We start from the raw sequence: 21330 nt of genomic DNA on the forward strand, positions 1-21330 counted from the left end.
AGAGCTTTATCGGATGTACCTATTTTCGCGGGCAAGCGCGCTCCTACAATTGATCGCGTTCCTCTGTAGGAGCCGGCTTGCTGGCGAACCGATCCGGCAACGCGACGTGTAAGACACACCGCGCTCGCCCACCCGATCACTCCACGTTCTGCTGATCACCCTTCGGATCGAAGAACACCGAGGACACGATTTCCGCCTCGATCACCGACCCATCCGCCAATGGCGCAAACACCCGCTCACCCATGCGCTTCAGCCCGCCCTTCACCACACCCATGGCGAACGAATAGCCCAGCGAGTTCGCTGCGTAACTCGACGTCACGTGGCCCACCATCTTCATCGGGATCGACTGCTTCGGATCGAACACCAGTTGCGCGCCCTCCGGCAGCCACTGGTTCGGATCAATCGGTTTCAGGCCGACGAGTTGCTTGCGATCTTCCCGCACGCAATCCTCACGGTTCATGCCGCGCTGGCCGATCCACGAGAACGGCTTGGTGCGACCGACACACCAGCCCATGTTCAAATCGTCCGGGGTCATCGAGCCGTCGGTGTCCTGGCCGACGATGATGAAGCCCTTCTCGGCCCGCAAAACGTGCATGGTTTCAGTGCCGTACGGGGTCAGGTTGTACTGCTTGCCGGCTTCGGCGATTTTTTCCAGAACGCCCATGGCGTAGTCGGCCTGGATGTTCACTTCGTAGGAAAGCTCACCTGTGAACGAAATCCGGAACACCCGCGCCGGCACACCGCCGACCAGACCTTCTTTCCAGGTCATGAACGGAAACGCTTCACGGCCCAGGTCGATGTCAGTCACTTCGCTGAGCAGCTTGCGGCTGTTCGGGCCCGACAGCGTCAGGGTCGCGTAGTGATCGGTGACGGACGTGAAGTACACCTTCAGGTCCGGCCATTCGGTCTGTTGATAGATTTCCAGCCACTGCAGCACGCGGGCAGCGCCACCGGTCGTGGTGGTCATGATGAAGTGGTTGTCGGCGATGCAGGCGGTGACACCGTCGTCGAAGACCATGCCGTCTTCCTTGCACATCAGGCCGTAACGGGCCTTGCCCACATCGAGCTTGGTCCAGGCGTTGGTGTAGATGCGGTTCAGAAACTCACGGGCATCCGGGCCTTGAATGTCGATCTTGCCCAATGTCGATGCGTCCAGCAGACCGACGCTGTCGCGCACGGCCTTGCATTCGCGGCGCACGGCGGCATGGATGTCTTCACCAGCTTTCGGGAAATACCACGGACGTTTCCACTGCCCTACGTCCTCGAACTCGGCGCCGTTCTTCACGTGCCAGGCGTGCAGCGCGGTGAAGCGCACAGGCTCGAAGACGTGACCGCAGTGACGCCCGGCAATGGCGCCGAAGGTCACCGGCGTGTAGTTCGGGCGGAACATGGTGGTGCCCATTTCCGGGATCGACACGTTCAGCGAGCGGGCCGCAATGGCCAGGCCGTTGACGTTGCCGAGCTTGCCCTGGTCGGTACCGAAACCCAGCGCCGTGTAGCGTTTGACGTGCTCGACGGACTCGAAACCCTCACGGGTCGCCAGCTCGATGGCCGCTGCGGTGACGTCATTCTGAAGGTCAACGAATTGCTTCGGCGCACGGGCGGTGCCCTTCTCGTGCGGCACCTGAAACAGCGCCAGGGTCGGTTCTTCCACGCGGCTCAGGGCTTTGGGCAGCACACCTTCGACTGGTTTAAACCCGGCTTCGCTGGCAGCACGAACACCACCTTCAAAACCGTCGGCCAACGAGTCGCCGAGGGCGTAAACGCCGTTCACGCCGCCGACGCAGACGCGTTTCTGCGGCGCTTCGCCCGGCACGAAGCCGAGGATGTCTTCGCGCCAGACCGGCTTGCCACCGAGGTGCGAAGCCAGGTGAACGATCGGGCTGTAACCGCCGGAGCTGGCGACCAGATCGCAGTCGAGCCATTCGCCGGGGCTGGCGACTTTGTGGGCCTTGACGTCGATGGCCGCCACGCGGGCGGCACTGACGCGCTTGCTGCCACGGGCTTCAACTACGGCGCTGCCGGTCAGGATACGAATGCCTTTGGCGCGGGCTTCTTCCACCAACGCACCGCGCGGGTTGTGACGCGCATCGGCGACAGCCACCACGTGCAGGCCAGCATCAAGCCAGTCCAGCGCCACGCGATAGGCGTAATCGTTATTGGTCGACAGCACCAGTTTCTTGCCCGGCGCCACGCCATAACGGCGCACGTAAGTGGAAACGGCGCCCGCCAGCATGTTGCCTGGCACATCATTGTTGCCGTAAACCAGCGGACGCTCATGGGTGCCGCTCGCCAACACCACGCGCTTGGCGCGAACCCGGTGCATGCGCTGACGCACCTGACCAATCGGTGCGCGGTCGCCGAGATGATCGGTCAGCCGCTCGTGAATGGTCAGGAAATTGTGGTCGTGGTAGCCGTTCACCGTGGCGCGCGGCAGCAGGGTGACGTTAGGCAAGCCTTTGAGTTCGGCCACCACCGTCGCCACCCAGTCCGCTGCCGGTTTGCCGTCCAGACTTTCGCGGCTGTCCAGCAGGCTGCCGCCGAATTCTTCCTGCTCGTCCGCGAGTATGACCCGAGCACCGCTGCGCGCAGCAGCCAGTGCAGCGGCCAGACCTGCAGGCCCGGCGCCGACGACCAGCACGTCGCAGTGCTGGTTCATGTTGTCGTAGGTGTCCGGATCGAGCTCGGTCGGCGAACGCCCGAGCCCCGCCGCTTTGCGGATGTACTTCTCGTAGGTCATCCAGAACGATTGCGGGTACATGAAGGTTTTGTAGTAGAAGCCCGGCGGCATCAGCTTGCCGCCGACCTTGCCGAGAATGCCCATCATGTCGGTGTTCACGCTCGGCCAGCCGTTGGTGCTGGTGGCGACGAGGCCCGAATAGAGCGCCTGTTGCGTGGCACGCACGTTGGGGATCTGCGTGGCTTCGGTCGCGCCGATCTGCAGTACCGCGTTCGGCTCTTCGGAACCTGCCGCAAAGATGCCGCGAGGTCGGGAATACTTGAAGCTGCGGCCAATAATGTCGACGCCATTGGCGAGCAAGGCGGCGGCCAGGGTGTCGCCTTCAAAACCCTGATAGGTCTGGCCATTGAAGTTGAAATTCAGGACCTTGCTGCGATCGATGCGGCCGCCGTTGGGCAGGCGATTGGACTGGCTCATACCTGATCTCCCTTTCTGATCGCAGGCGCAGGATTGACGAACTGAGGCTGCGTGCCGATCGGATAGGTTTCGAGAATTTCGTAGGTCACGGTGTCACGCGTGGTGTTGAAGTACTGACGGCAACCCGCTGCGTGAATCCACAACTCGTGATGCAGACCGCGCGGGTTGTCGCGGAAGAACATGTAGTCGCCCCACTCCTCGTCGGTGCAGGCAGCCGGATCCAGCGGACGCGGGATGTGGGCCTGACCGGAGACGTGGAATTCCTCTTCGGAGCGCAGTTCGCCACAGTGAGGACAGAAGATGTGCAGCATGGGATTTCTCCTGTGAGTGGGTCAGTGCGCAACCGCAGCGGCGCCGTGCTCGTCGATGAGCGCGCCGTTGTGGAACCGGTCAATTGAGAAGGGCTTGGCCAGCGGGTGCATTTCGCCTTTCGCCAAACTGGCGGCAAACACGTTGCCCGAGCCCGGCGTGGCCTTGAAGCCACCGGTGCCCCAACCGCAGTTGAAGAACATGTTCGGCACAGGCGTTTTGGAGATGATCGGGCAAGCGTCCGGTGTGGTGTCGACGATGCCGCCCCACTGGCGGTTCATGCGCACCCGCGAAAGCACCGGGAACATCTCGACGATGGCCTGAATGGTGTGCTCGATTACCGGGTACGAGCCGCGCTGGCCATAGCCGATCCAGCTGTCGATACCGGCACCAATCACCAGGTCGCCCTTGTCGGACTGGCTGATGTAACCGTGCACCGCGTTGGACATGATCACGCTGTCGATGATGGGCTTGATCGGCTCCGATACGAGCGCTTGCAGCGGATGGGACTCGACCGGCAGACGGAACCCGGCGAGCTTGGCCATGTGGCCGGAGTTGCCGGCCGTCACCACGCCGACGCGTTTGGCGCCGATGAAGCCCTTGTTGGTTTCAACGCCGATGCACACGCCGTTTTCCTTGCGAAAGCCGGTCACTTCGGTCTGTTGAATCAGGTCCACGCCCAACGCATCGGCGGCGCGGGCGTAGCCCCAGGCCACGGCGTCGTGACGCGCGACACCGCCGCGACGTTGTACCGTTGCGCCGATGATCGGGTAACGGGTGTTTTTCGAGCAGTCCAGGTACGGAATTTCTTCAGCCACTTGCTTGCCGTTGAGCAGCTCGCCGTCGACGCCGTTCAAGCGGTTGGCGCTGACGCGGCGTTCGGAATCACGCATGTCCTGAAGGGTGTGGCACAGGTTGTAAACGCCACGCTGGGAAAACATGACGTTGTAGTTGATGTCCTGAGACAGACCTTCCCACAGCTTCATCGCGTGTTCGTACAAGTGCGCGGATTCGTCCCATAGGTAGTTGGAACGCACGATGGTGGTATTGCGCGCGGTATTGCCGCCGCCCAGCCAGCCTTTTTCGACCACGGCCACGTTGGTGATGCCGTGCTCTTTGGCCAGGTAATAGGCCGTCGCCAGACCGTGGCCGCCGCCGCCGACGATGACTACGTCGTAGACCTTTTTCGGGGTCGGCGTGCGCCACATGCGCTGCCAGTTTTCGTGGTGGCTGAGGGAGTGTTTGAAGAGGCCGAAGCCCGAGTAATGCTGCATGGTGCGACTCCTGACTCAGCGGTAAACCGGGAAATCGGCGCACAGCGCGGAGACCTGCTCGGCAACATTGGCTTCGACGTCGGCGTCGCCGAGATTGTCGAGGATGTCGCAGATCCAGCCTGCCAGCGTGATGCACTGGGTAACTTTGAAACCGCGCGTGGTCACGGCGGGGGTGCCGATGCGCAGGCCCGACGTCACGAACGGCGACTGCGGATCGTTCGGCACGGCGTTCTTGTTGACGGTGATGTGCGCTCGCCCGAGAGCAGCATCGGCGTCCTTCCCGGTCAGGCCCTGACGAATCAGGCTGACGAGGAACAGATGGTTATCGGTGCCGCCCGACACTACGTCGTAGCCGCGGTCGATGAACACTTGCGCCATGGCCTGAGCGTTATCGATCACTTGCTGTTGATAGGCTTTGAAACCGGGCTCCATGGCTTCTTTGAAGCACACCGCCTTGCCGGCAATCACGTGCATCAACGGGCCGCCCTGGGCACCCGGGAACACGGCAGAATTGAGCTTTTTCTCGATCTCTTCGTTGGCCTTGGCCAGGATCAAGCCGCCTCGGGGGCCGCGCAGGGTTTTGTGGGTAGTGGTGGTGACCACATCGGCGTACGGCAGCGGGTTCGGGTACAGACCGGCAGCAACCAGACCGGCGACGTGGGCCATGTCGACGAACAGCAGCGCGCCCACCTTGTCGGCGATTTCGCGAAAGCGCGGGAAATCCAGGGTTTTGGAGTAGGCCGAGAAACCGGCCACGATCATCTTCGGTTTGTGCTCGACGGCCAGTCGCTCGACTTCGTCGTAATCGATCAGGCCGGTGGCGACATCGATGCCGTATTGAACGGCGTTGTACAGCTTGCCCGAGGACGACACTTTGGCGCCGTGGGTCAGGTGACCGCCATGGGCCAGGCTCATGCCCAAAAGCGTATCGCCCGCTTGCAGCAGCGCCAGATAAACCGCGCTGTTGGCTGAAGAGCCGGAGTGCGGCTGGACGTTGGCGTAGTCGGCACCAAACAGCAGCTTGGCGCGATCGATCGCCAGTTGTTCAACCTTGTCGACGTGCTCACAACCACCGTAATAACGCTTGCCGGGATAACCCTCGGCGTATTTGTTGGTCAGGCCGCTGCCCTGGGCCTGCATCACGCGCTTGCTGGTGTAGTTCTCAGAGGCGATCAGCTCGATGTGGTCTTCCTGACGCTGCTCCTCGGCACCGATCGCCGCCAACAGTGCATCGTCATAACCCTGGATCTGGTCTTGCTTGCTGAACATCGCGGTTCTCCCAGCGGCGGCGCGGCGCCTGAATGATCGACAGGGCCTAGAGCTGCCCTTTGGCCACGATGGTATGGCTGACGCTGACAGCCCAGATGCCTACGCACGCCACACAAAGGCGCGTTTACGACATGGGGTGATGGGGAGCGGGATTTGCGCGATTCTGCGGGCAGCAGAACGTCGGCCCTGAGCCTGCCGCGAATCATCGGCACTCCACAACACCTCAGACCAGCGGGCATGAATACTGTCAACAATGACAGTATTCAAATAGCGATGGCGGGGCTACTTTTGAGGCAACGGAACGGCGGGCAGCCACTCACTCAAGGGAATGATCATGGGCACCATCGCAAGGTCGCATACGCTAACTCCCCAGTTATGGAAATCGCTAAGGGCGAAGTCAGTCAGTCGGCAGGGACCCGCGACTGAACCGCTGCTCTTTCTGACTCAGGGCGTGTTTCACACGGTGGATATTGAAGGCTCGGTCAAGCTGAGGATTATTCGAGAGCTGAACACGCTTGAGGCGCTGGTTGCGGTATACGTCGAGGATTCGGACGCCGTTCTTTCGACCACCGTTGCAGTGAGCGATGCAAGGCTTTATGCCACTCCCCAAGACATTGTTCACCAGGACGGCAGTTTCTATTCGGTCATTCTCAAGATCATTTCCTATCCGGACGCAGAGGTGGTGGCCGATATCTATCTGTGGGAAATACCACCCATCGCGGCACCGCAGGCCGTCGAATCCGACCTTGCGCTGTATCTCCCCAAAGGCTCGACTTTTTACGTAAGCCCGTCTGAGGAAGACATCGTGATGGACAGGACTTTCAGAGTGTCTGAAGACAGCCAAGTCTCGGTCAACATCCGCACGGTTGAAGGGCGCAGCTACTCAAAAACGGTCACGGAAGCCGAGGCCATTCGATGTGCCGCGCCCGGTGATTACTATGTGGCGAGCGGTTCCAACGAGCTGTCGGTCGTATATGGCATCACCACTCATCCCGAATTGCCGTCATCACCGATCCTCAAGCATATGCCCCTGCCGGATGTGCCGAGGTCCCGTCATGACCTCGGCAAATGAGTAACGACATTCAGGTTTTTTGCGTAATCAACCCGTCAGCCCGGAACATGCTGCGGATACCCCGAACGGCCTGACGAATCCGGTCCTGATTCTCGATCAGCGCAAAGCGAACGTGGTCGTCGCCGTACTCGCCAAAACCGACACCAGGGGAGACGCAGACCTTGGCTTCGGCCAGCAGTTTTTTCGCGAACTCCAGCGACCCCAGGTGCGCGTAAGCCTCGGGAATCTTGGCCCAGACGTACATCGAGGCTTTCGGGTTTTCGACCATCCAGCCCAGTTCATGCAGACCTTTGACCAGGACATTACGGCGCTGGCGATACTGCTCGGCGATGTCGAGCACACACTGTTGATCACCTTCCAGCGCCGCGATGGCCGCTACTTGCAGCGGCGTGAACGTGCCGTAGTCGTGGTAGCTCTTGATCCGCGCCAAGGCGTTGACCAGCTCGGGGTTGCCGACCATGAAGCCGATTCGCCAGCCCGCCATGTTGTAGCTCTTGGACAGGGTGAAAAACTCCACCGCAATGTCCTTGGCGCCGGGGACCTGCATGATCGACGGGGCTTTCCAGCCGTCGTAAACGATGTCGGCGTAGGCCAGATCGTGAACCACCAGCACGTCGTACTGTTTGGCGAGGGCGACGACGCGCTCGAAGAAGTCCAGTTCCACACACTGGGCGGTCGGGTTGGACGGGAAGCCGAGGATCATCATCTTCGGCTTGGGGATCGAGCCACGAATGGCTTTCTCCAGCTCGGCGAAGAAGTCCACGCCGGGCACCAGCGGCACGGAGCGCACCTGGGCGCCGGCGATCACCGCGCCGTAGATGTGAATCGGGTAACTGGGGTTCGGCACCAGCACGGTGTCACCCTGATCCAGCGTGGCAAGCATCAGGTGCGCCAGGCCTTCCTTGGAGCCGATGGTGACAATGGCTTCGTCTTCGGGATCGATGTCGACGTCGTAGCGTTTTTTGTACCAGCTGGAAATCGCCCGACGCAGACGCGGGATGCCACGCGAAGTCGAGTAGCCGTGAGTGTCTTCACGTTGGGCGACGGTGACCAGTTTCTCGACGATGTGCGGCGGCGTTGCCCCGTCGGGGTTGCCCATGCTCAGGTCGATGATGTCCTCACCACGACGACGAGCAGCCATTTTCAGCTCGGCGGTGATGTTGAACACGTAAGGGGGGAGTCGATCGATGCGCGCAAAACGGCGCGGCGAACCTTGGTCTGCCATGGAAACCTCTGAAGACGTAAGCGCCCGGAACCGTCCGAGCGACGCTGGCCACTGCGGTGGCCTGAGGCGGAAGATACGGGCGGGGATGGCGGTTTGTCTACATGGATCAAGCGGTGCGCTAAGAATCCGGATACCCCACCAGTGCTGTAGGAGCGCGCTTGCCCGCGATTGCGGTGTGTCAGTCGCCATCGATGTTTCTGACGAGACGCCTTCGCGGGCAAGCACGCTCCTACAGTGGACTGCGTCAGGTCAAGACCTGCCGCAGCCCCAACAGCACCAAAAAATGCACCGGATAAATCAGGTACGCCCACCGCCGCATCGGCCACACAGCAAATGCCGGGCGCCCGCGCAGAATCGTCAACCCCAACAACGGCGCCAGCAGACAAGCCACGAGCGCGCCGATGGAAATAGGATCACCCCACAACATGCCGTCGACGATTTTCGGCCACTCGTTGCTCAATAAACAGACGATCCCCGGCACAATCGCCAGCCATAACGAGGTGCGCAGCACGAGCACGAACGCCAGAGGCAGCAAAACCCCATACATCCCGAACATCAACTGCGTTCCAAACAGAACACCGATAGCCAAGGCGGTGATACCCAGAAGCCTCGCCGGCCATGAGCGACTCAATCCGCCCTGCGCAACCAGCAAACCCAGCGCCAGGGTCGGTAGCACGTTGAGCGTAGTGACCTCCCCGGCCATGTAAATCCGGTAGGGCAGCTCAGCGATCACAGAAAACACCGCCAGCCAGGCCAGATATTTCCACTTGATCGACGAATCAACATCTCGCCGGCCATTGCGCACGAGATTCACCGCGATTGCCAGGCAGAACCAAGGGAACGCCAGACGCCCCGGTACGTACAGCCAATTGGCGTGCCAGCCGACATAGCGCAGGTGATCCATCACCATGCTCAGCATCGCCAGCCACTTGAGCAGGTCCAGCGCGCGATCCCGCACGGGGGTGGTCGTTGATTTCGTTTCGGTCATATTGCTTCGCTGTCTGGCTGAATTTTCTGACGCAAGAATGCATGACCAAACCGATCAACTTTGGTTACAGTCGCAGCCTTCGATTACAGGGAACCGGCCATGTCAGACCAAAGCCAGCAGTTTGCCAGCGACAACTATTCGGGAATCTGCCCCGAAGCCTGGGCGGCCATGGAGCAAGCCAACCACGGGCATCAGCGTGCCTACGGCGACGACCAGTGGACAGCGCGCGCGGCCGATCAATTCCGTCAGCTGTTCGAAACAGACTGCGAGGTGTTCTTCGCCTTCAACGGCACCGCGGCCAACTCTCTGGCGCTGTCATCGCTCTGCCAGAGCTACCACAGCGTCATCTGCTCGGAAACCGCCCACGTTGAAACGGACGAATGCGGCGCGCCGGAATTCTTCTCCAACGGCTCCAAACTGCTCACCGCACGCAGCGAGAACGGCAAGCTGACACCTGATTCCATCCGTGAAGTCGCGCTCAAACGCGCCGATATCCACTATCCAAAACCCCGCGTCGTCACGCTGACCCAGGCCACGGAAGTGGGCAGTGTCTATCAGCCGCAAGAGCTCAAAGCCATCAGCGAAACCTGCAAAGAACTAGGGCTCAACCTGCACATGGACGGCGCCCGCTTCGCCAATGCCTGCGCCTTCCTCGGTTGCTCGCCTGCCGAGCTGACCTGGAAAGCAGGCGTCGATGTGCTGTGCTTCGGCGGCACCAAAAACGGCATGGCCGTGGGCGAGGCGATCCTGTTCTTCAACCACAAGCTCGCCGAAGACTTCGACTACCGCTGCAAACAGGCGGGTCAACTTGCCTCGAAGATGCGTTTCCTGTCAGCGCCGTGGGTGGGTTTGCTGGAAAACGATGCCTGGCTCAAGCACGCACGCCACGCGAATAGCTGCGCGCAGTTGCTGGCGGATCTGGTGAAGGATATTCCCGGCGTTGAATTGATGTTCCCGGTGCAGGCCAACGGCGTTTTCCTGCAATTATCGGAAGCGGCCATTGCCGCGCTGACTGCGCGAGGCTGGCGCTTCTACACCTTCATCGGCGTCGGCGGCGCGCGCTTCATGTGCTCGTGGGACACCGAAGAAGCCCGCGTGCGGGAACTGGCAGCGGACATTCGGTTGGTGATGAGCGCCTGATCAGGCAGTGCATGGCGTGTAGGAGCGCGCTTGCCCGCGATCACCGATGACGCCGATCGGATGCGGCGGCAGCCGCGCAACCTAACGCCAGTCTCAGGAGTCCTTCACCCCTGAGCAATCACCTTCTCAATCACCTCGACCGTCGCGCTGACCTTATCTTCATAACGGCTCAGCGCTTGGGCGTGTTGCTGCTTGAGTTCGATCTGCTTTGAGCACAGATTCAGTGCCGCCAGCACCAGCAAGCGGTCGCCGATCAGCGTCGGGTAGCTGCGCTTGGTTTCAAACAGCGCCGATTTCAGCATCGACACAGCGTCCATCAAGGTCTGCTCTTGCCCGGCAGGTGCCTTGATCGTGTAGTCGTTGCCAAGGATGGAAATAACCTTGGCGCCGTCCTGATCGGTGATCATGCGTCAACCGCGCTGACGCTGGTGGCGCGATCGACCAACGCCTGAATACGCGCAGCCGTCGCACCCTGTTTTTCTTCCTGCTCCATCAGGCTCAACTGCAGACTGTCGTTGTCATCCCTGGCTTGTTTCAACTCTTCGGCGAGTTGTGCGTTCGTGTTCTGCAGCTCCTGATTGTGCTGTACCAGGTCACTGACGAGCTTTTCCAACTGGCTTAGGGATGCTTCCAACATTTTGATATCTCAGGCAAATTTCAAAGGGCGCGTACGATAAAGAAAAGTCACTTTAGCTACCAGTGAAATCAGGGCATTCACGCCACTACACCGACCAACAAGCATCTCTACCACTCTATTCCGCAAACGCATAACGGCCCTGATTGACTACGTTTTTGCGATCTTGTTCCTGCTGTTCGTCAGATCAGACGGCTGCGACATAAACGCGCAGCGCGGACCAGCGGCATCAAGTCCCCATGAGGCCGACCGATAACCCGTGCATCTCTGACCCTTCTATCTTTCGCCTCGCATGGATCGCGGCCGCCCTGGAACCGTAATGTCCCTACGTAATTTGAATATCGCGCCCCGCGCCTTTCTTGGCTTTTCGGTCATCGGCTTGCTGATGCTGATTCTGGGCGTCTTTGCCCTGTCGCAAATGAAAAAGATCAACACCGCCAACGTGGCCATGGCCACCAACAGCATGCCGAGCATCAAGGCGCTGGATAAATTAACCGAAGGCAGCATTCGTCTGCGTGTTCTGTCCTATCGCCTGATGCTCAACCGCGACCCGGACACACTGCAGAAAACCACTGAATTGTTTGCCATGCGCAACAAGCAGATCGACGATGCCCGAGCCATCTACGTCAAGCTGATTTCCGACCCGGCGGAGCAGTCAGCCTACGACCAGTACGTCAAGTTGCTCAACGACTATCGCCAGCTGGAAAGCCGTATGAAGTCGCTGAGTCAGGCCAACGACATGAACGAGCTGACTCGCCTGCTGAGCGCCGATCTGCAGACCAACTCGGACCAGATGAACGTGGTGCTCGCCAAGCTGATTGAGATGAACACCCAACAGCTCAATGAAGCCAACGCGACGGCCACTCAACAGTATTCAAGCGCTTTCACGATGGTCGTCACGCTGCTGATCATTGCCACTGTGCTGACCTTGCTGTTCGCCTGGTTGCTCACCAATAGCATCACCCGGCCTATCGCTTCGGCGCTGAACGCCGCTGAAGACATTGCCGAAGGCGACCTGACGCGCACCATCACGGTGGACGGTACTGACGAAGCGGGCCGCTTGCTGGCCGCAATGCTGAAGATGCAGGCCAAGCTGCGCGACACCTTGCAGCGCATTTCCGGTTCGGCGACCCAGCTCGCTTCGGCAGCCGAAGAGCTGAACGCTGTTACCGACGAAAGCGCGCGCGGCCTGTCCCAGCAGAACAACGAAATCGAACAGGCCGCCACCGCGGTCAACCAGATGACCAGCGCCGTGGAAGAAGTCGCACGCAACGCTGTGAGCACCTCGGAAGCGTCGAAGAACGCCACCACGTCCGCCAGCGATGGCCGTGATCTGGTGCAGGAGACCGTCAGCGCCATCGAACGCATGAGCACTGATGTGCAGAGCACGTCCACCTTGATCGGCAATCTGGCGGACGAGTCCCGTGATATCGGCAAGGTGCTGGATGTGATCCGCGGTCTGGCGGACCAGACCAACCTGCTGGCGCTCAACGCTGCCATCGAAGCAGCCCGTGCGGGTGAAGCCGGTCGCGGGTTTGCTGTAGTGGCCGACGAAGTACGCGCCCTCGCCCACCGCACCCAGCAGTCGACCAGCGAAATCGAACGCATGATCGGCAGTATCCAGGGCGGCACCGAGCAGGCGGTGAATTCCATGCGCAGCAGCACCGAACGCGCCGAATCCACCCTGAACATCGCCAAGGGCGCCGGCCTTGCGCTGGACACCATTAACAGCGCAGTCGTGGAGATCAACGAACGCAATCTGGTCATCGCCAGCGCAGCGGAAGAGCAGGCCCAAGTCGCTCGGGAAGTGGACCGCAATCTGGTCAATATCCGCGACCTGTCGACTCAGTCGGCGACCGGCGCCAATCAGACCAGCGCCGCGAGCAACGAGCTGTCGCGTCTGGCCGTGGATCTGAACGGCATGGTTGCACGCTTCAAGGTGTAAGCGCCCGTCGATCACAGTGTAGGAGCGCGCTTGCCCGCGAAAAAGACAACGCGGTCTCTCAGGTAGACCGCGTCATCGCCCATCGCGGGCAAGCGCGCTCCTACACAGGTCGATCAATATTCGATCCGCACGTCACCCTTCGGCACGCTGCAGCACGCCAGGATGTAGCCTTCGTCTACGTCGTCATCGGTGATGCCGCCGTTGTGCTCCATCTCGACCTCCCCGCTCAGCTTCATCACTTTGCACGTGCCGCAGATGCCCATGCCACACGCTTTGGGGATCATCAGGCCGAGCTTGGCAGCGGCGGCGTGGACGGTTTCCCCAGGCGCGACGCGGATGCTCTTGCCGGTGTCGGTGAATTCCACCTGATTCAATTCAGCGACATCCAGGTCCGGCGCATCGGCAGCCTGTTCGGCATGCTCCACTGCGTCGGCGCGGGCTTCCGGCGGCGTCGCACCAAACGACTCTTCGTGGTACTGGGCCATGTTGAAACCGTTGGCTTCAAGCAACCGTTTGACCGCACTCATGTACGGCGTCGGTCCGCAGCAGAACACTTCCCGCTCCATGAAATCCGGCGCCATCAGTTCGAGCATCTTTTGGTTCAGATAACCGCGATAGCCCGCCCACGGCTCACCCAACCCATGCTTTTCACACACGATGTGCAAGGCGAAGTTGTTGATTCGCGACGCCATCTGTTCCAGCTCGCGGTGGTAGATGATGTCTTTGGGTGAGCGCGAACTGTGCACGAAAACCATGTCGACGTTGGCGTTGGTGTCGTAATACCAGCGCGCCATGGACATGACCGGGGTGATGCCGACGCCGCCACTCAGGTAGAGAATTTTCGGGTTCGGGAAGTCGATGGCGTTGAACAGCCCCACTGGCCCGTGCACCGCCAGCTCCTGACCTTCGTGCAACGTATCGTGCAGCCAGTTCGACACCTTGCCGCCGGGCACACGCTTGATGGTGATCGAGAAGCTGTAAGGGACCGAAGGCGAGCTGGAGATGGTGTACGAGCGCATGATCGATACACCGTCGATTTCCAGCTCCAGGGTGACAAACTGCCCGGGCTTGAAGAAGAACAGAATCGGCTGGTCGGCCATGAAGCAGAACGTACGCACGTCCCAGGTTTCCTGGATCACTTTGACGACCCGTACCAGGTGACGGCCGTTGGCCCACGTCTGGGTGTTGACCGGGCTGAGGAAACTCTGGGACATACTCACTCTCCACGGCCGACGGTCGGCCTCTTATGGTGGCGATTCTGCGTAACGCGCGAGCCGCCTATTTACCTATCAGCGACATTCACATACTTATGGCGACCAGCCCCGGTCTATAGGGGCCGGGCCGTCGGAAACGGATTCGGCCATGTCGCCCATGGATAAGGTTCAGGTCGCGTCCGGCTCCACACTCGCCATCAATTCGTTACAGATTCTTTATCCATTGGCTTGAGCGTCAGAAATCACTGCCGCCTCGCGCGCTTCGCTCCACACCCACCGTATCAGCCACATTCGTAGACTGCGCAAAGCGCGGCCTGAGGACTTGAAAGATGGACGTCACCGCAACTCTGAGCTTGGGCGATCCGCTGGAACCTGCGCGCAAGGCGACTGCCGAGATGCTGCACACCCGCGAGCGCACTTACTCGCTGCCGCAGCCTTTCTACAGCGATGAGCGGCTGTTTGAAATCGACATGCAGGAAATCTTTCAGAAAGAGTGGCTGATCGCGGGCATGAGCTGCGAAGTGCCGGCCAAGGGCAATTTCCTCACCCTTCAGATCGGCAAGAACCCGATTCTGGTGGTGCGCGCGCCGGACGGCTCGATCAATGCGTTCCACAACGTCTGCCGGCACCGCGGTTCTCGCCTGTGCACCAAGGAAAAAGGCAAGGTCGCCAAGCTGGTCTGCCCTTACCACCAGTGGACGTACGAACTCGACGGTCGCCTGCTGTACGCGGGCACCGAGATGGGTGCGGACTTCGACATGAAGCAGTTCGGCCTCAAGCCGGTGCATTGCAAGGTCGCGGGTGGGTACATTTTCATCAGCATGGCCAGCAATCCGCCCGCCATCGACGCGTTCCTGCAGACGCTGAACCACTACATGGAACCGTACGACATGGAGAACACCAAGGTGGCAGTGCAAACCACCTTGATCGAAAAAGCCAACTGGAAGCTGGTGCTGGAAAACAACCGCGAGTGCTACCACTGCAACGCGTCGCACCCCGAACTGCTGAACACTTTGCTGGAATGGGACGACGTCACCGACCCGCGTGCCGACCAGGCTTTCAAGGACCACGTCGCGGCATCCGCTGCCGCCTGGGAAGCCGAAAAAATCCCGTTCGCCCACGCCAGCTTTGGCCTGCGCAACCGCATCGTGCGCATGCCGCTGCTCAAAGGCACCGTCTCGATGACGATGGATGGCAAGCAAGGCAGCAAGAAACTGATGGGGCGCATCCAGAACCCCGACCTGGGCTCGATGCGCATCCTGCACCTGCCCCATTCGTGGAACCACTGCATGGGCGACCACGTGATCGTGTTCACCGTGTGGCCCGTAAGCGCGCAGGAAACCCTCGTGACTACCAAATGGCTGGTCCACAAGGACGCTGTCGAGGGCGTGGACTACGACGTCGCGCGCCTGCGTGAAGTGTGGGACGCCACCAACGACCAGGACCGTCGTCTGGCCGAAGAAAACCAGCGCGGCATCAACTCCATCGCTTACCAGCCGGGACCGTATTCGAAGACGTACGAGTTTGGCGTGGTGAATTTCATCGACTGGTACAGCGCCAAACTGCTGGAAAACATGGGCGCTGAGCCTGCTTCGTATTTGAAAGGGGTGGCGGTTAACCACGAGTAGGGTTTTACCTGTCGGATTTGAACTGACACCTTCGCGGGCAACCGCGCTTCTACAGACATTGGAGCTGTAGGAGCGCGCTTGCCCGCGATGCGTTTTGGGGAGTGAGGGGAAATCTGTGTGGGGCTCTCAGAATCTGCACGCTATCTGGTCCCGCTTTGATCACTACCAATGAAGATAACTGATCATTTTTTGAACACCTCGCTCAACCGGCCGGATTCAGGGACTCAAGCTTGATGGCGAACATGTTATCCACAGAACCGCCAACAGCATATGTGTGTAAGTCTGACCGGCGCCGTGGAAAAGAGCGGAATGCGCTCAATCAGGATGGCAGAGACGCAAATGGGCGCACGAAAGCTGTTATTGGTTAAACTTTGACCAGCACCCTACAAGTCACGGATAACAAGGGCTACAGAGGATCACGAACATCTTATCCACACGCCCGCTCACAGAGAATGTGGGTAAGAATGCGCGCTGCAAAATGCCGCCTGTGGAAAAAACCTATAAGAATCCGCGAGATAGACTGATCAAAAATTGATCACTCACCTGAGCGCCTTACTAGCCAAGGCCTGTAGCAATGACCGAACAGTTTATCCACAGGCGGATCAACAGCGATTGTGGGTATGTGCATACGGACGGTTGGGGCGGTACGTTTAGGAAGCGTCTGACATCCAAGCCCCGGACGGCTCGGTACACTCACCGCAAATCAACCGGCGGCAAGGAGCACGCTCATGCATCATTGGACACCGTTCTCACGCAAAGTCGTAATTGAGGCTAACAGCAGGCTATCCAAACGTAAGCAAGGGGCCTCGTTTGCTCTGCCCAACGAATTATTGGGCATTATCAGCTTTAAACCCAAGACCACGGAAGAAATCAGGGAAGCATTCCGATCGGCCTCCCGCAGGCTCCGGCAGGAGTGATTGCACATGACCGAAGTGCGCTACAACTACATCTTCAGCGAGTTAGTGAACGATGAGGACGACATACTCGGCCAACTGGCTTACTCGGTGTATAAGCGGCAAAAAATCGAGTATATCCACGCGTTCAAAGAGAGAAACGGTACTGATCCGCTAGATTGCGATCTCGTGGCGTTTCACGACATCAGCAACAGCAGTTCGCAACTTGAAGCCTATCGAACCCAGGCGACGCGGCTGGCGACAAGCTTTCTGGAGTCCTCACTGAGTACCGAAACGGACGAGTTGGCAGCGTTTTACTCTTCAAGAGCCGCCAACGACATCCGAATGGCGCGGCCAGGGTTTTGGAAGGGGGCTGCGCAGAGCCTCGTTGGTTCGGGCTTGTTCACTTTACTGGTTGGGTGTCTCGTTTTCTTCGCATGGAGTTTGAAACAGGGGCCGCGTCAGGTCATTGAGCAGGTTTTCGACGTTGTAATTGTTGATGCAGATTCCAGGAGTCGAAAAATGCAGCCAGATACGCCCCAGTCGTGAACAGAGAAAAGGCGCCATCGCGGCGCCTTCGGTGTTCAACGAACCACCCCCTCCTCCACCAGCAACTTCAAAATCGCCGCAGCCCCTTCTTCAGGGGTTACGCCCTTGAGCACCTGCCCACCGCCTCCGCTCGCTTTCGCCGTTGCGGCCTTCATACGATCAGCGCCGCTCTTGGCTTTGATGACCTTCAAGCGCTTCGGCCTTGGCTTCGCGGGCGTCAGCGCTGCGCCGATGAACACGTCGTCGATGACCACCTCGATCTCTTCCACATCCAGCAGACCCCGTTGCGCCGGACCGTAAGCGCTTTGCCGGGGTTTTGGCGCAGCGTTATCCACAGTCGCCAGGAACGGCAACCGGACCTTGAGTCGGCGGCGCTGCCCTCGGGGCAACGCCTGCAGCACCTGAACGCTGCCATTGCTCATGGACTCAACCTCGGCCAGCCCGACCACCAGCGGCCAGCCGAGCTTCTCAGCCAGTAAATACGGGAGCATGCCGGACCCTTCGCCCGTCTCGGCCTGACTGCCGGTCAACACCAGCTGCACCCCCGACTCGCGAATGTAGTCCGCCAACCCAGGCAAAGCGTCCGCGCCTGGCGGTTGAGCCAGCACGTGAAGTTCGTCCACGCCCATACCCAGGTAGCCACGTAATGCCGGCTCTTCGGCATCACCGGCATGCAATACGTGCAAGTTATCCCCAGCCAAGTGCAAACCCAGTTCCACCGCCCGGGCATCCTGTTCGGCACGACGGGGACGTCCTGACGTCGGGTGCGCGCCGACGGAGACGAGGCTGATCACGTGCAGCGCACCCTTATCCACAGAGACACCCAGTTCAGGCCGCATCGCGTTTTGCCCCATTCCGGTAAGTCTCGACCGCTTCGACCAGCGCTTCGAGAATGGCAGAGCTCTCGCCGATCACCGACAAGTCCGCGCGTTTGATCATGTCGCAGGTCGGGTCAAGGTTGATGGCCACCACCTTGTCGCAGGCGCCAATGCCCTGTAAATGCTGGATCGCACCGGAAATTCCGACCGCGACGTATACCCGGGCAGTGACCCAGGTGCCGGACGCGCCCACCTGGCGATCACGGGTCATGAAGCCATCATCGACGGCCACACGGGATGCGCCTTCAGTAGCGCCCAGCGCAACGGCGGTACGGTGAAACAGCGACCAGTCCTTGACCCCGTTGCCGCCTGAAAATATGAATTCCGCTTCGGACATTGGGATAAGTGCAGGATCGACGGCCACGGCGCCAAGGTCCTCGATGCGCGACAAGCTGCGCGGGACAGCTGTGGATAACTCAACGGCCTGCGCCTCGTGGCGCGTCTCACTGACGGGTTCGGCGCATTCCGCTTGAGCGAGAATCAGGCGTGACACGGGACGCGACAGATCCTCCGCGCCAGCACCTGCACGACCGATGCACTGTTCGCCAGCCACTTGCCAGACGCGTGTTGACGGCCGCTCACCCAGGCTGGCCGCAAAACGGCGCCCCAATTCTCCCCCGCCGTTTCGGCTGTCAGGCAACAGCCAGTGATGGGGGTCGAACTGGTTATCCACAGCCCGCAAACCCTGCACACGTTGCTCGGGCGAATAACCGCTGAACCCACTGCCTTCCAGTATCAACAGGCGATCGACGCCAGCGGTATCGAACGCCGTCTCTTTGTGCTCGCCAAAAATCACCGCCAGTACAGCGCCCTCGTTGCCAGCCAGCCCATGGGCCAAGCCCAGCAGGTCGCGGTCATGGCGGCTCAGACGGCCGCCGACCATGTCGGGAACCACAGCGATATAAAAAGCCGGCGTTGCAATCCGATGCAACGGCAATTGCACGTCCACAGCTACGGAGCGTTTGATCGCGCCGCCCTGCTGCGCCCCGCTTCGATCGATGCGTTTGATGCCGTTCGGTCCGATAAAACCGATGCCATGCACGTTTTTACGCAGCACACCGTTGGGGCCCATCCAGCTGGTTTGAGCCGGTTGCATCGCGGCGTGCAAGGGGTGCAGGCGGTTTCGGGCGATCCACTCAGTGCGTGGGTCACGGCGGATAATGTCGCTCATCAATGCGCCTCCGCAGGTTCACGTCGGGCCGCTGCCGGTTTTGCAGGCGCGGTGTCTTCAAGCAGTGCGTCAGCCACCAGTTCGGCGATGTCCTTGATCATGGGCCGGGGCTCGACCACGCCTTCAAGCATCGCGGTGCACTGTGGACAACCTACAGCCACCAATTCGGCGCCGGTCTCACGGATGTCATCCATGCGCATGTCCGGAATCCGTTGCCTGCCGGGAATGTCGGTGATCGGCGCGCCGCCACCGCCACCGCAGCAACGTGAGCGAAATCCGGACCGCTCCATTTCCTTGACCTCGATCCCCAGTGCTCGCAGCACATCCCGCGGCGCCTGGTACTCGCCGTTGTAACGCCCCAAGTAGCAAGGATCGTGATAGGTGACGCTGGCACCTTTGTGCTGGCCCAGGTTCAATGCGCCGTTGACTATCAGCTCTGCCAGATAAGTGCTGTGGTGCTGTACGACATAGCGACCCTCGAACGCACCGTATTCGTTTTTCAGCACATGAAAGCTGTGCGGGTCGCAGGTGACGATGCGTTTGAAGTCGTACTGCGCCAGCGTCTGAATGTTGCGTCTGGCAAGCATCTGGAACGTCGCTTCATCGCCCAGACGTCTCGCGACATCCCCGCTGTCGCGCTCCTCAAGGCCCAGCACGGCGAAGTCGACCTTGGCAGCTTTCAGCACTTTGACGAAGGCGCGCAAGGTGCGTTGATTGCGCATGTCGAACGCGCCATCGCCCACCCAGAACAGCACGTCCACAGTCTTCTTATGGCTCATGATGTCGAGGTTCAGGTCCGCCGCCCAGTTCATGCGTCCGCCCGGAGCGAAGCCGCCCGGGTTGTCCGTGGCGATAAGGTTTTCCAGTACCTCGGCGCCCTTGTTGGGTGTTGCGCCTTTTTCAAGCGTCAGATGCCGGCGCATGTCGACGATTGCGTCCACGTGCTCGATCATCATCGGGCACTCTTCCACGCACGCTCGGCAGGTCGTGCAGGACCACAGGGTGTCGGCATCGACCAGCCCGTTGACGATGGGTTGATGGGGGTTGCCGCCATGCTCGCCGACGGGCTTGCCCTGGCCGTCGAGGGACGGATAGGGGCTGCCGGCAAAGTGGGCATCGGTGCCGCCCGCCAGCCCGACGACCATGTCTTGAATCAGCTTCTTCGGGTTCAGCGGCTGCCCCGCAGCGAAGGCGGGGCACGCGGCTTCGCACTTGCCGCACTGCACGCACGCATCGAAACCGAGCAGTTGATTCCAAGTGAAATCCTTGGGCTTCTCTACACCCAGTGGCGCGGTCCTGTCTGTCAGATCGAGCGGTTTCAGCCCTGTAGAGCGGCCACCGCCGAAGCGCTCGGGGCGACGGTGCCACGCCAGGTGCAACGCGCCGGCGAAGGCGTGTTTCATCGGGCCGCCCCAGGTCATCCCGAGGAACAATTCACAGACGCCCCACAGCACGCCAATCCCCAGAATGATCGCCAGCAACCAGCCACCGAAGTTGGCCGGCAGCACGCCCGCAACGGGCAATGTGACGATAAAGAACGAGCCAGAGAACGCCAGCAGGCTTTTCGGCAGGCGCATCCACGGGCCTTTCGACAACCGGCTCGGCGGATGACGACGACGCAGGTACATGAAGATTGCACCGACGAACATTACTGCCGACATCAGCAGCAGGGCGTAGCCGAGGACCCGGTTATGCAAGCCGAAGCCGTGCACCAGAATCGCCAGGATGATCGACGCGACCGCACCGCCCGCCGTGGCCACGTGGGTGTTGGCGATGTATTTGTCCCGCGCGACGACGTGGTGCAGATCCACCATGTAGCGCTTGGGCATCGCCAGCAACCCGCCGAGCAGATCGACCTTGGCGGCACGCCCGTTGCGCCACAGGCTCACCCGCCGCAGCGCACCAAGGACCGCCAGGCCCAGGGCAGCGAAGAGCAGGATGGGAAGAAGGGTGTTTAACATGTGGAGCTCCCAAAAAACCTCGG

Annotated in this window: 17 protein-coding genes and 1 pseudogene; 6 read left to right on the forward strand and 12 right to left on the reverse strand. The window is 60.4% G+C overall.

The window, feature by feature from the left end:
* Positions 1–136: 136 nt before the first annotated feature.
* Genes EC919_RS16600 through glyA form a run of 4 tightly spaced genes read right to left on the reverse strand, consistent with a single transcriptional unit; the run spans position 137 to position 6009 of the window.
* Entirely contained in the window at positions 137–3157 is a 3021-nt protein-coding gene (locus EC919_RS16600) for a sarcosine oxidase subunit alpha (RefSeq protein ID WP_133775526.1), read from the reverse strand.
* On the reverse strand, positions 3154–3468 hold the full coding sequence (locus EC919_RS16605) for a sarcosine oxidase subunit delta (protein WP_074886785.1): 315 nt from the start codon (positions 3466–3468) through the stop codon (positions 3154–3156). Before EC919_RS16605 ends, EC919_RS16600 begins: the two co-directional genes overlap by 4 nt.
* A gap of 21 nt (positions 3469–3489) precedes the next feature.
* Positions 3490–4740, reverse strand: coding sequence for a sarcosine oxidase subunit beta family protein (locus tag EC919_RS16610; protein WP_065991270.1), 1251 nt, complete (start codon positions 4738–4740; stop codon positions 3490–3492).
* Positions 4741–4755: 15 nt separating this feature from the next.
* Entirely contained in the window at positions 4756–6009 is a 1254-nt protein-coding gene (glyA, locus tag EC919_RS16615; protein WP_133775527.1) for a serine hydroxymethyltransferase, read from the reverse strand.
* Between the two features lie 334 nt (positions 6010–6343).
* Between glyA and EC919_RS16620 the strand changes: the two genes are divergently transcribed.
* A complete protein-coding gene (locus EC919_RS16620; RefSeq protein WP_133775528.1) occupies positions 6344–7081 on the forward strand; it encodes a hypothetical protein in 738 nt (245 codons plus the stop codon).
* Positions 7082–7091: 10 nt separating this feature from the next.
* On the opposite strand, the gene alaC is transcribed toward EC919_RS16620, so the two are convergent.
* A complete protein-coding gene (gene alaC / locus EC919_RS16625; RefSeq protein ID WP_074886776.1) occupies positions 7092–8306 on the reverse strand; it encodes an alanine transaminase in 1215 nt (404 codons plus the stop codon).
* Between the two features lie 244 nt (positions 8307–8550).
* Complete coding sequence (locus EC919_RS16630) at positions 8551–9294, reverse strand: TraX family protein (protein WP_133775529.1); 744 nt, start codon at positions 9292–9294, stop codon at positions 8551–8553.
* Between the two features lie 99 nt (positions 9295–9393).
* Between EC919_RS16630 and EC919_RS16635 the strand changes: the two genes are divergently transcribed.
* Positions 9394–10434: a low specificity L-threonine aldolase gene (locus EC919_RS16635; protein ID WP_133775530.1), complete on the forward strand. Its 1041-nt coding sequence runs from the start codon at positions 9394–9396 to the stop codon at positions 10432–10434.
* 104 nt (positions 10435–10538) lie between these two features.
* On the opposite strand, the gene EC919_RS16640 is transcribed toward EC919_RS16635, so the two are convergent.
* Both EC919_RS16640 and EC919_RS16645 read right to left on the reverse strand, forming a co-directional pair.
* Positions 10539–10841 (reverse strand): cell division protein ZapA, encoded by a 303-nt coding sequence (locus tag EC919_RS16640; RefSeq protein WP_133775531.1) that lies wholly within the window; start codon positions 10839–10841, stop codon positions 10539–10541.
* The gene (locus EC919_RS16645) at positions 10838–11071 is read right to left on the reverse strand and encodes a hypothetical protein (protein WP_065991261.1); all 234 of its coding nucleotides are present in this window, start codon (positions 11069–11071) and stop codon (positions 10838–10840) included. Before EC919_RS16645 ends, EC919_RS16640 begins: the two co-directional genes overlap by 4 nt.
* Before the next feature lie 316 nt (positions 11072–11387).
* Between EC919_RS16645 and EC919_RS27890 the strand changes: the two are divergent.
* Both EC919_RS27890 and EC919_RS27895 read left to right on the forward strand, forming a co-directional pair.
* Positions 11388–12158: pseudogene (locus tag EC919_RS27890) on the forward strand (MCP four helix bundle domain-containing protein); the annotation flags it as partial.
* Positions 12150–13013: a methyl-accepting chemotaxis protein gene (locus tag EC919_RS27895; protein WP_432213828.1), complete on the forward strand. Its 864-nt coding sequence runs from the start codon at positions 12150–12152 to the stop codon at positions 13011–13013. The pseudogene EC919_RS27890 and the gene EC919_RS27895, both read left to right, overlap by 9 nt.
* 113 nt (positions 13014–13126) lie before the next feature.
* Here the strand turns inward: EC919_RS27895 and gbcB are convergent, their stop codons facing one another.
* Positions 13127–14227, reverse strand: coding sequence for a glycine-betaine demethylase subunit GbcB (gene gbcB, locus EC919_RS16655; protein WP_133775533.1), 1101 nt, complete (start codon positions 14225–14227; stop codon positions 13127–13129).
* A 329-nt stretch (positions 14228–14556) separates the two neighbouring features.
* Between gbcB and gbcA the strand changes: the two genes are divergently transcribed.
* Complete coding sequence (gbcA, locus tag EC919_RS16665; RefSeq protein WP_133775534.1) at positions 14557–15855, forward strand: glycine-betaine demethylase subunit GbcA; 1299 nt, start codon at positions 14557–14559, stop codon at positions 15853–15855.
* A gap of 923 nt (positions 15856–16778) precedes the next feature.
* Positions 16779–17297, forward strand: a complete 519-nt coding sequence (locus tag EC919_RS16670) for a hypothetical protein (protein WP_133775535.1) — start codon at positions 16779–16781, stop codon at positions 17295–17297.
* 35 nt (positions 17298–17332) lie between these two features.
* Here the strand turns inward: EC919_RS16670 and EC919_RS16675 are convergent, their stop codons facing one another.
* The 3 genes from EC919_RS16675 to dgcB are packed head-to-tail and all read right to left on the reverse strand — an operon-like array spanning position 17333 to position 21307.
* Entirely contained in the window at positions 17333–18136 is an 804-nt protein-coding gene (locus EC919_RS16675; RefSeq protein WP_133775536.1) for an electron transfer flavoprotein subunit beta, read from the reverse strand.
* Positions 18126–19346: an electron transfer flavoprotein subunit alpha/FixB family protein gene (locus EC919_RS16680; protein ID WP_133775537.1), complete on the reverse strand. Its 1221-nt coding sequence runs from the start codon at positions 19344–19346 to the stop codon at positions 18126–18128. Before EC919_RS16680 ends, EC919_RS16675 begins: the two co-directional genes overlap by 11 nt.
* Positions 19346–21307: a dimethylglycine demethylation protein DgcB gene (gene dgcB, locus EC919_RS16685; RefSeq protein WP_133775538.1), complete on the reverse strand. Its 1962-nt coding sequence runs from the start codon at positions 21305–21307 to the stop codon at positions 19346–19348. Before dgcB ends, EC919_RS16680 begins: the two co-directional genes overlap by 1 nt.
* Positions 21308–21330 lie beyond the last annotated feature (23 nt).

Source organism: Pseudomonas graminis, assembly GCF_004364335.1.
In the GTDB taxonomy this organism is placed as follows: Bacteria; Pseudomonadota; Gammaproteobacteria; order Pseudomonadales; family Pseudomonadaceae; genus Aquipseudomonas; species Aquipseudomonas graminis_D.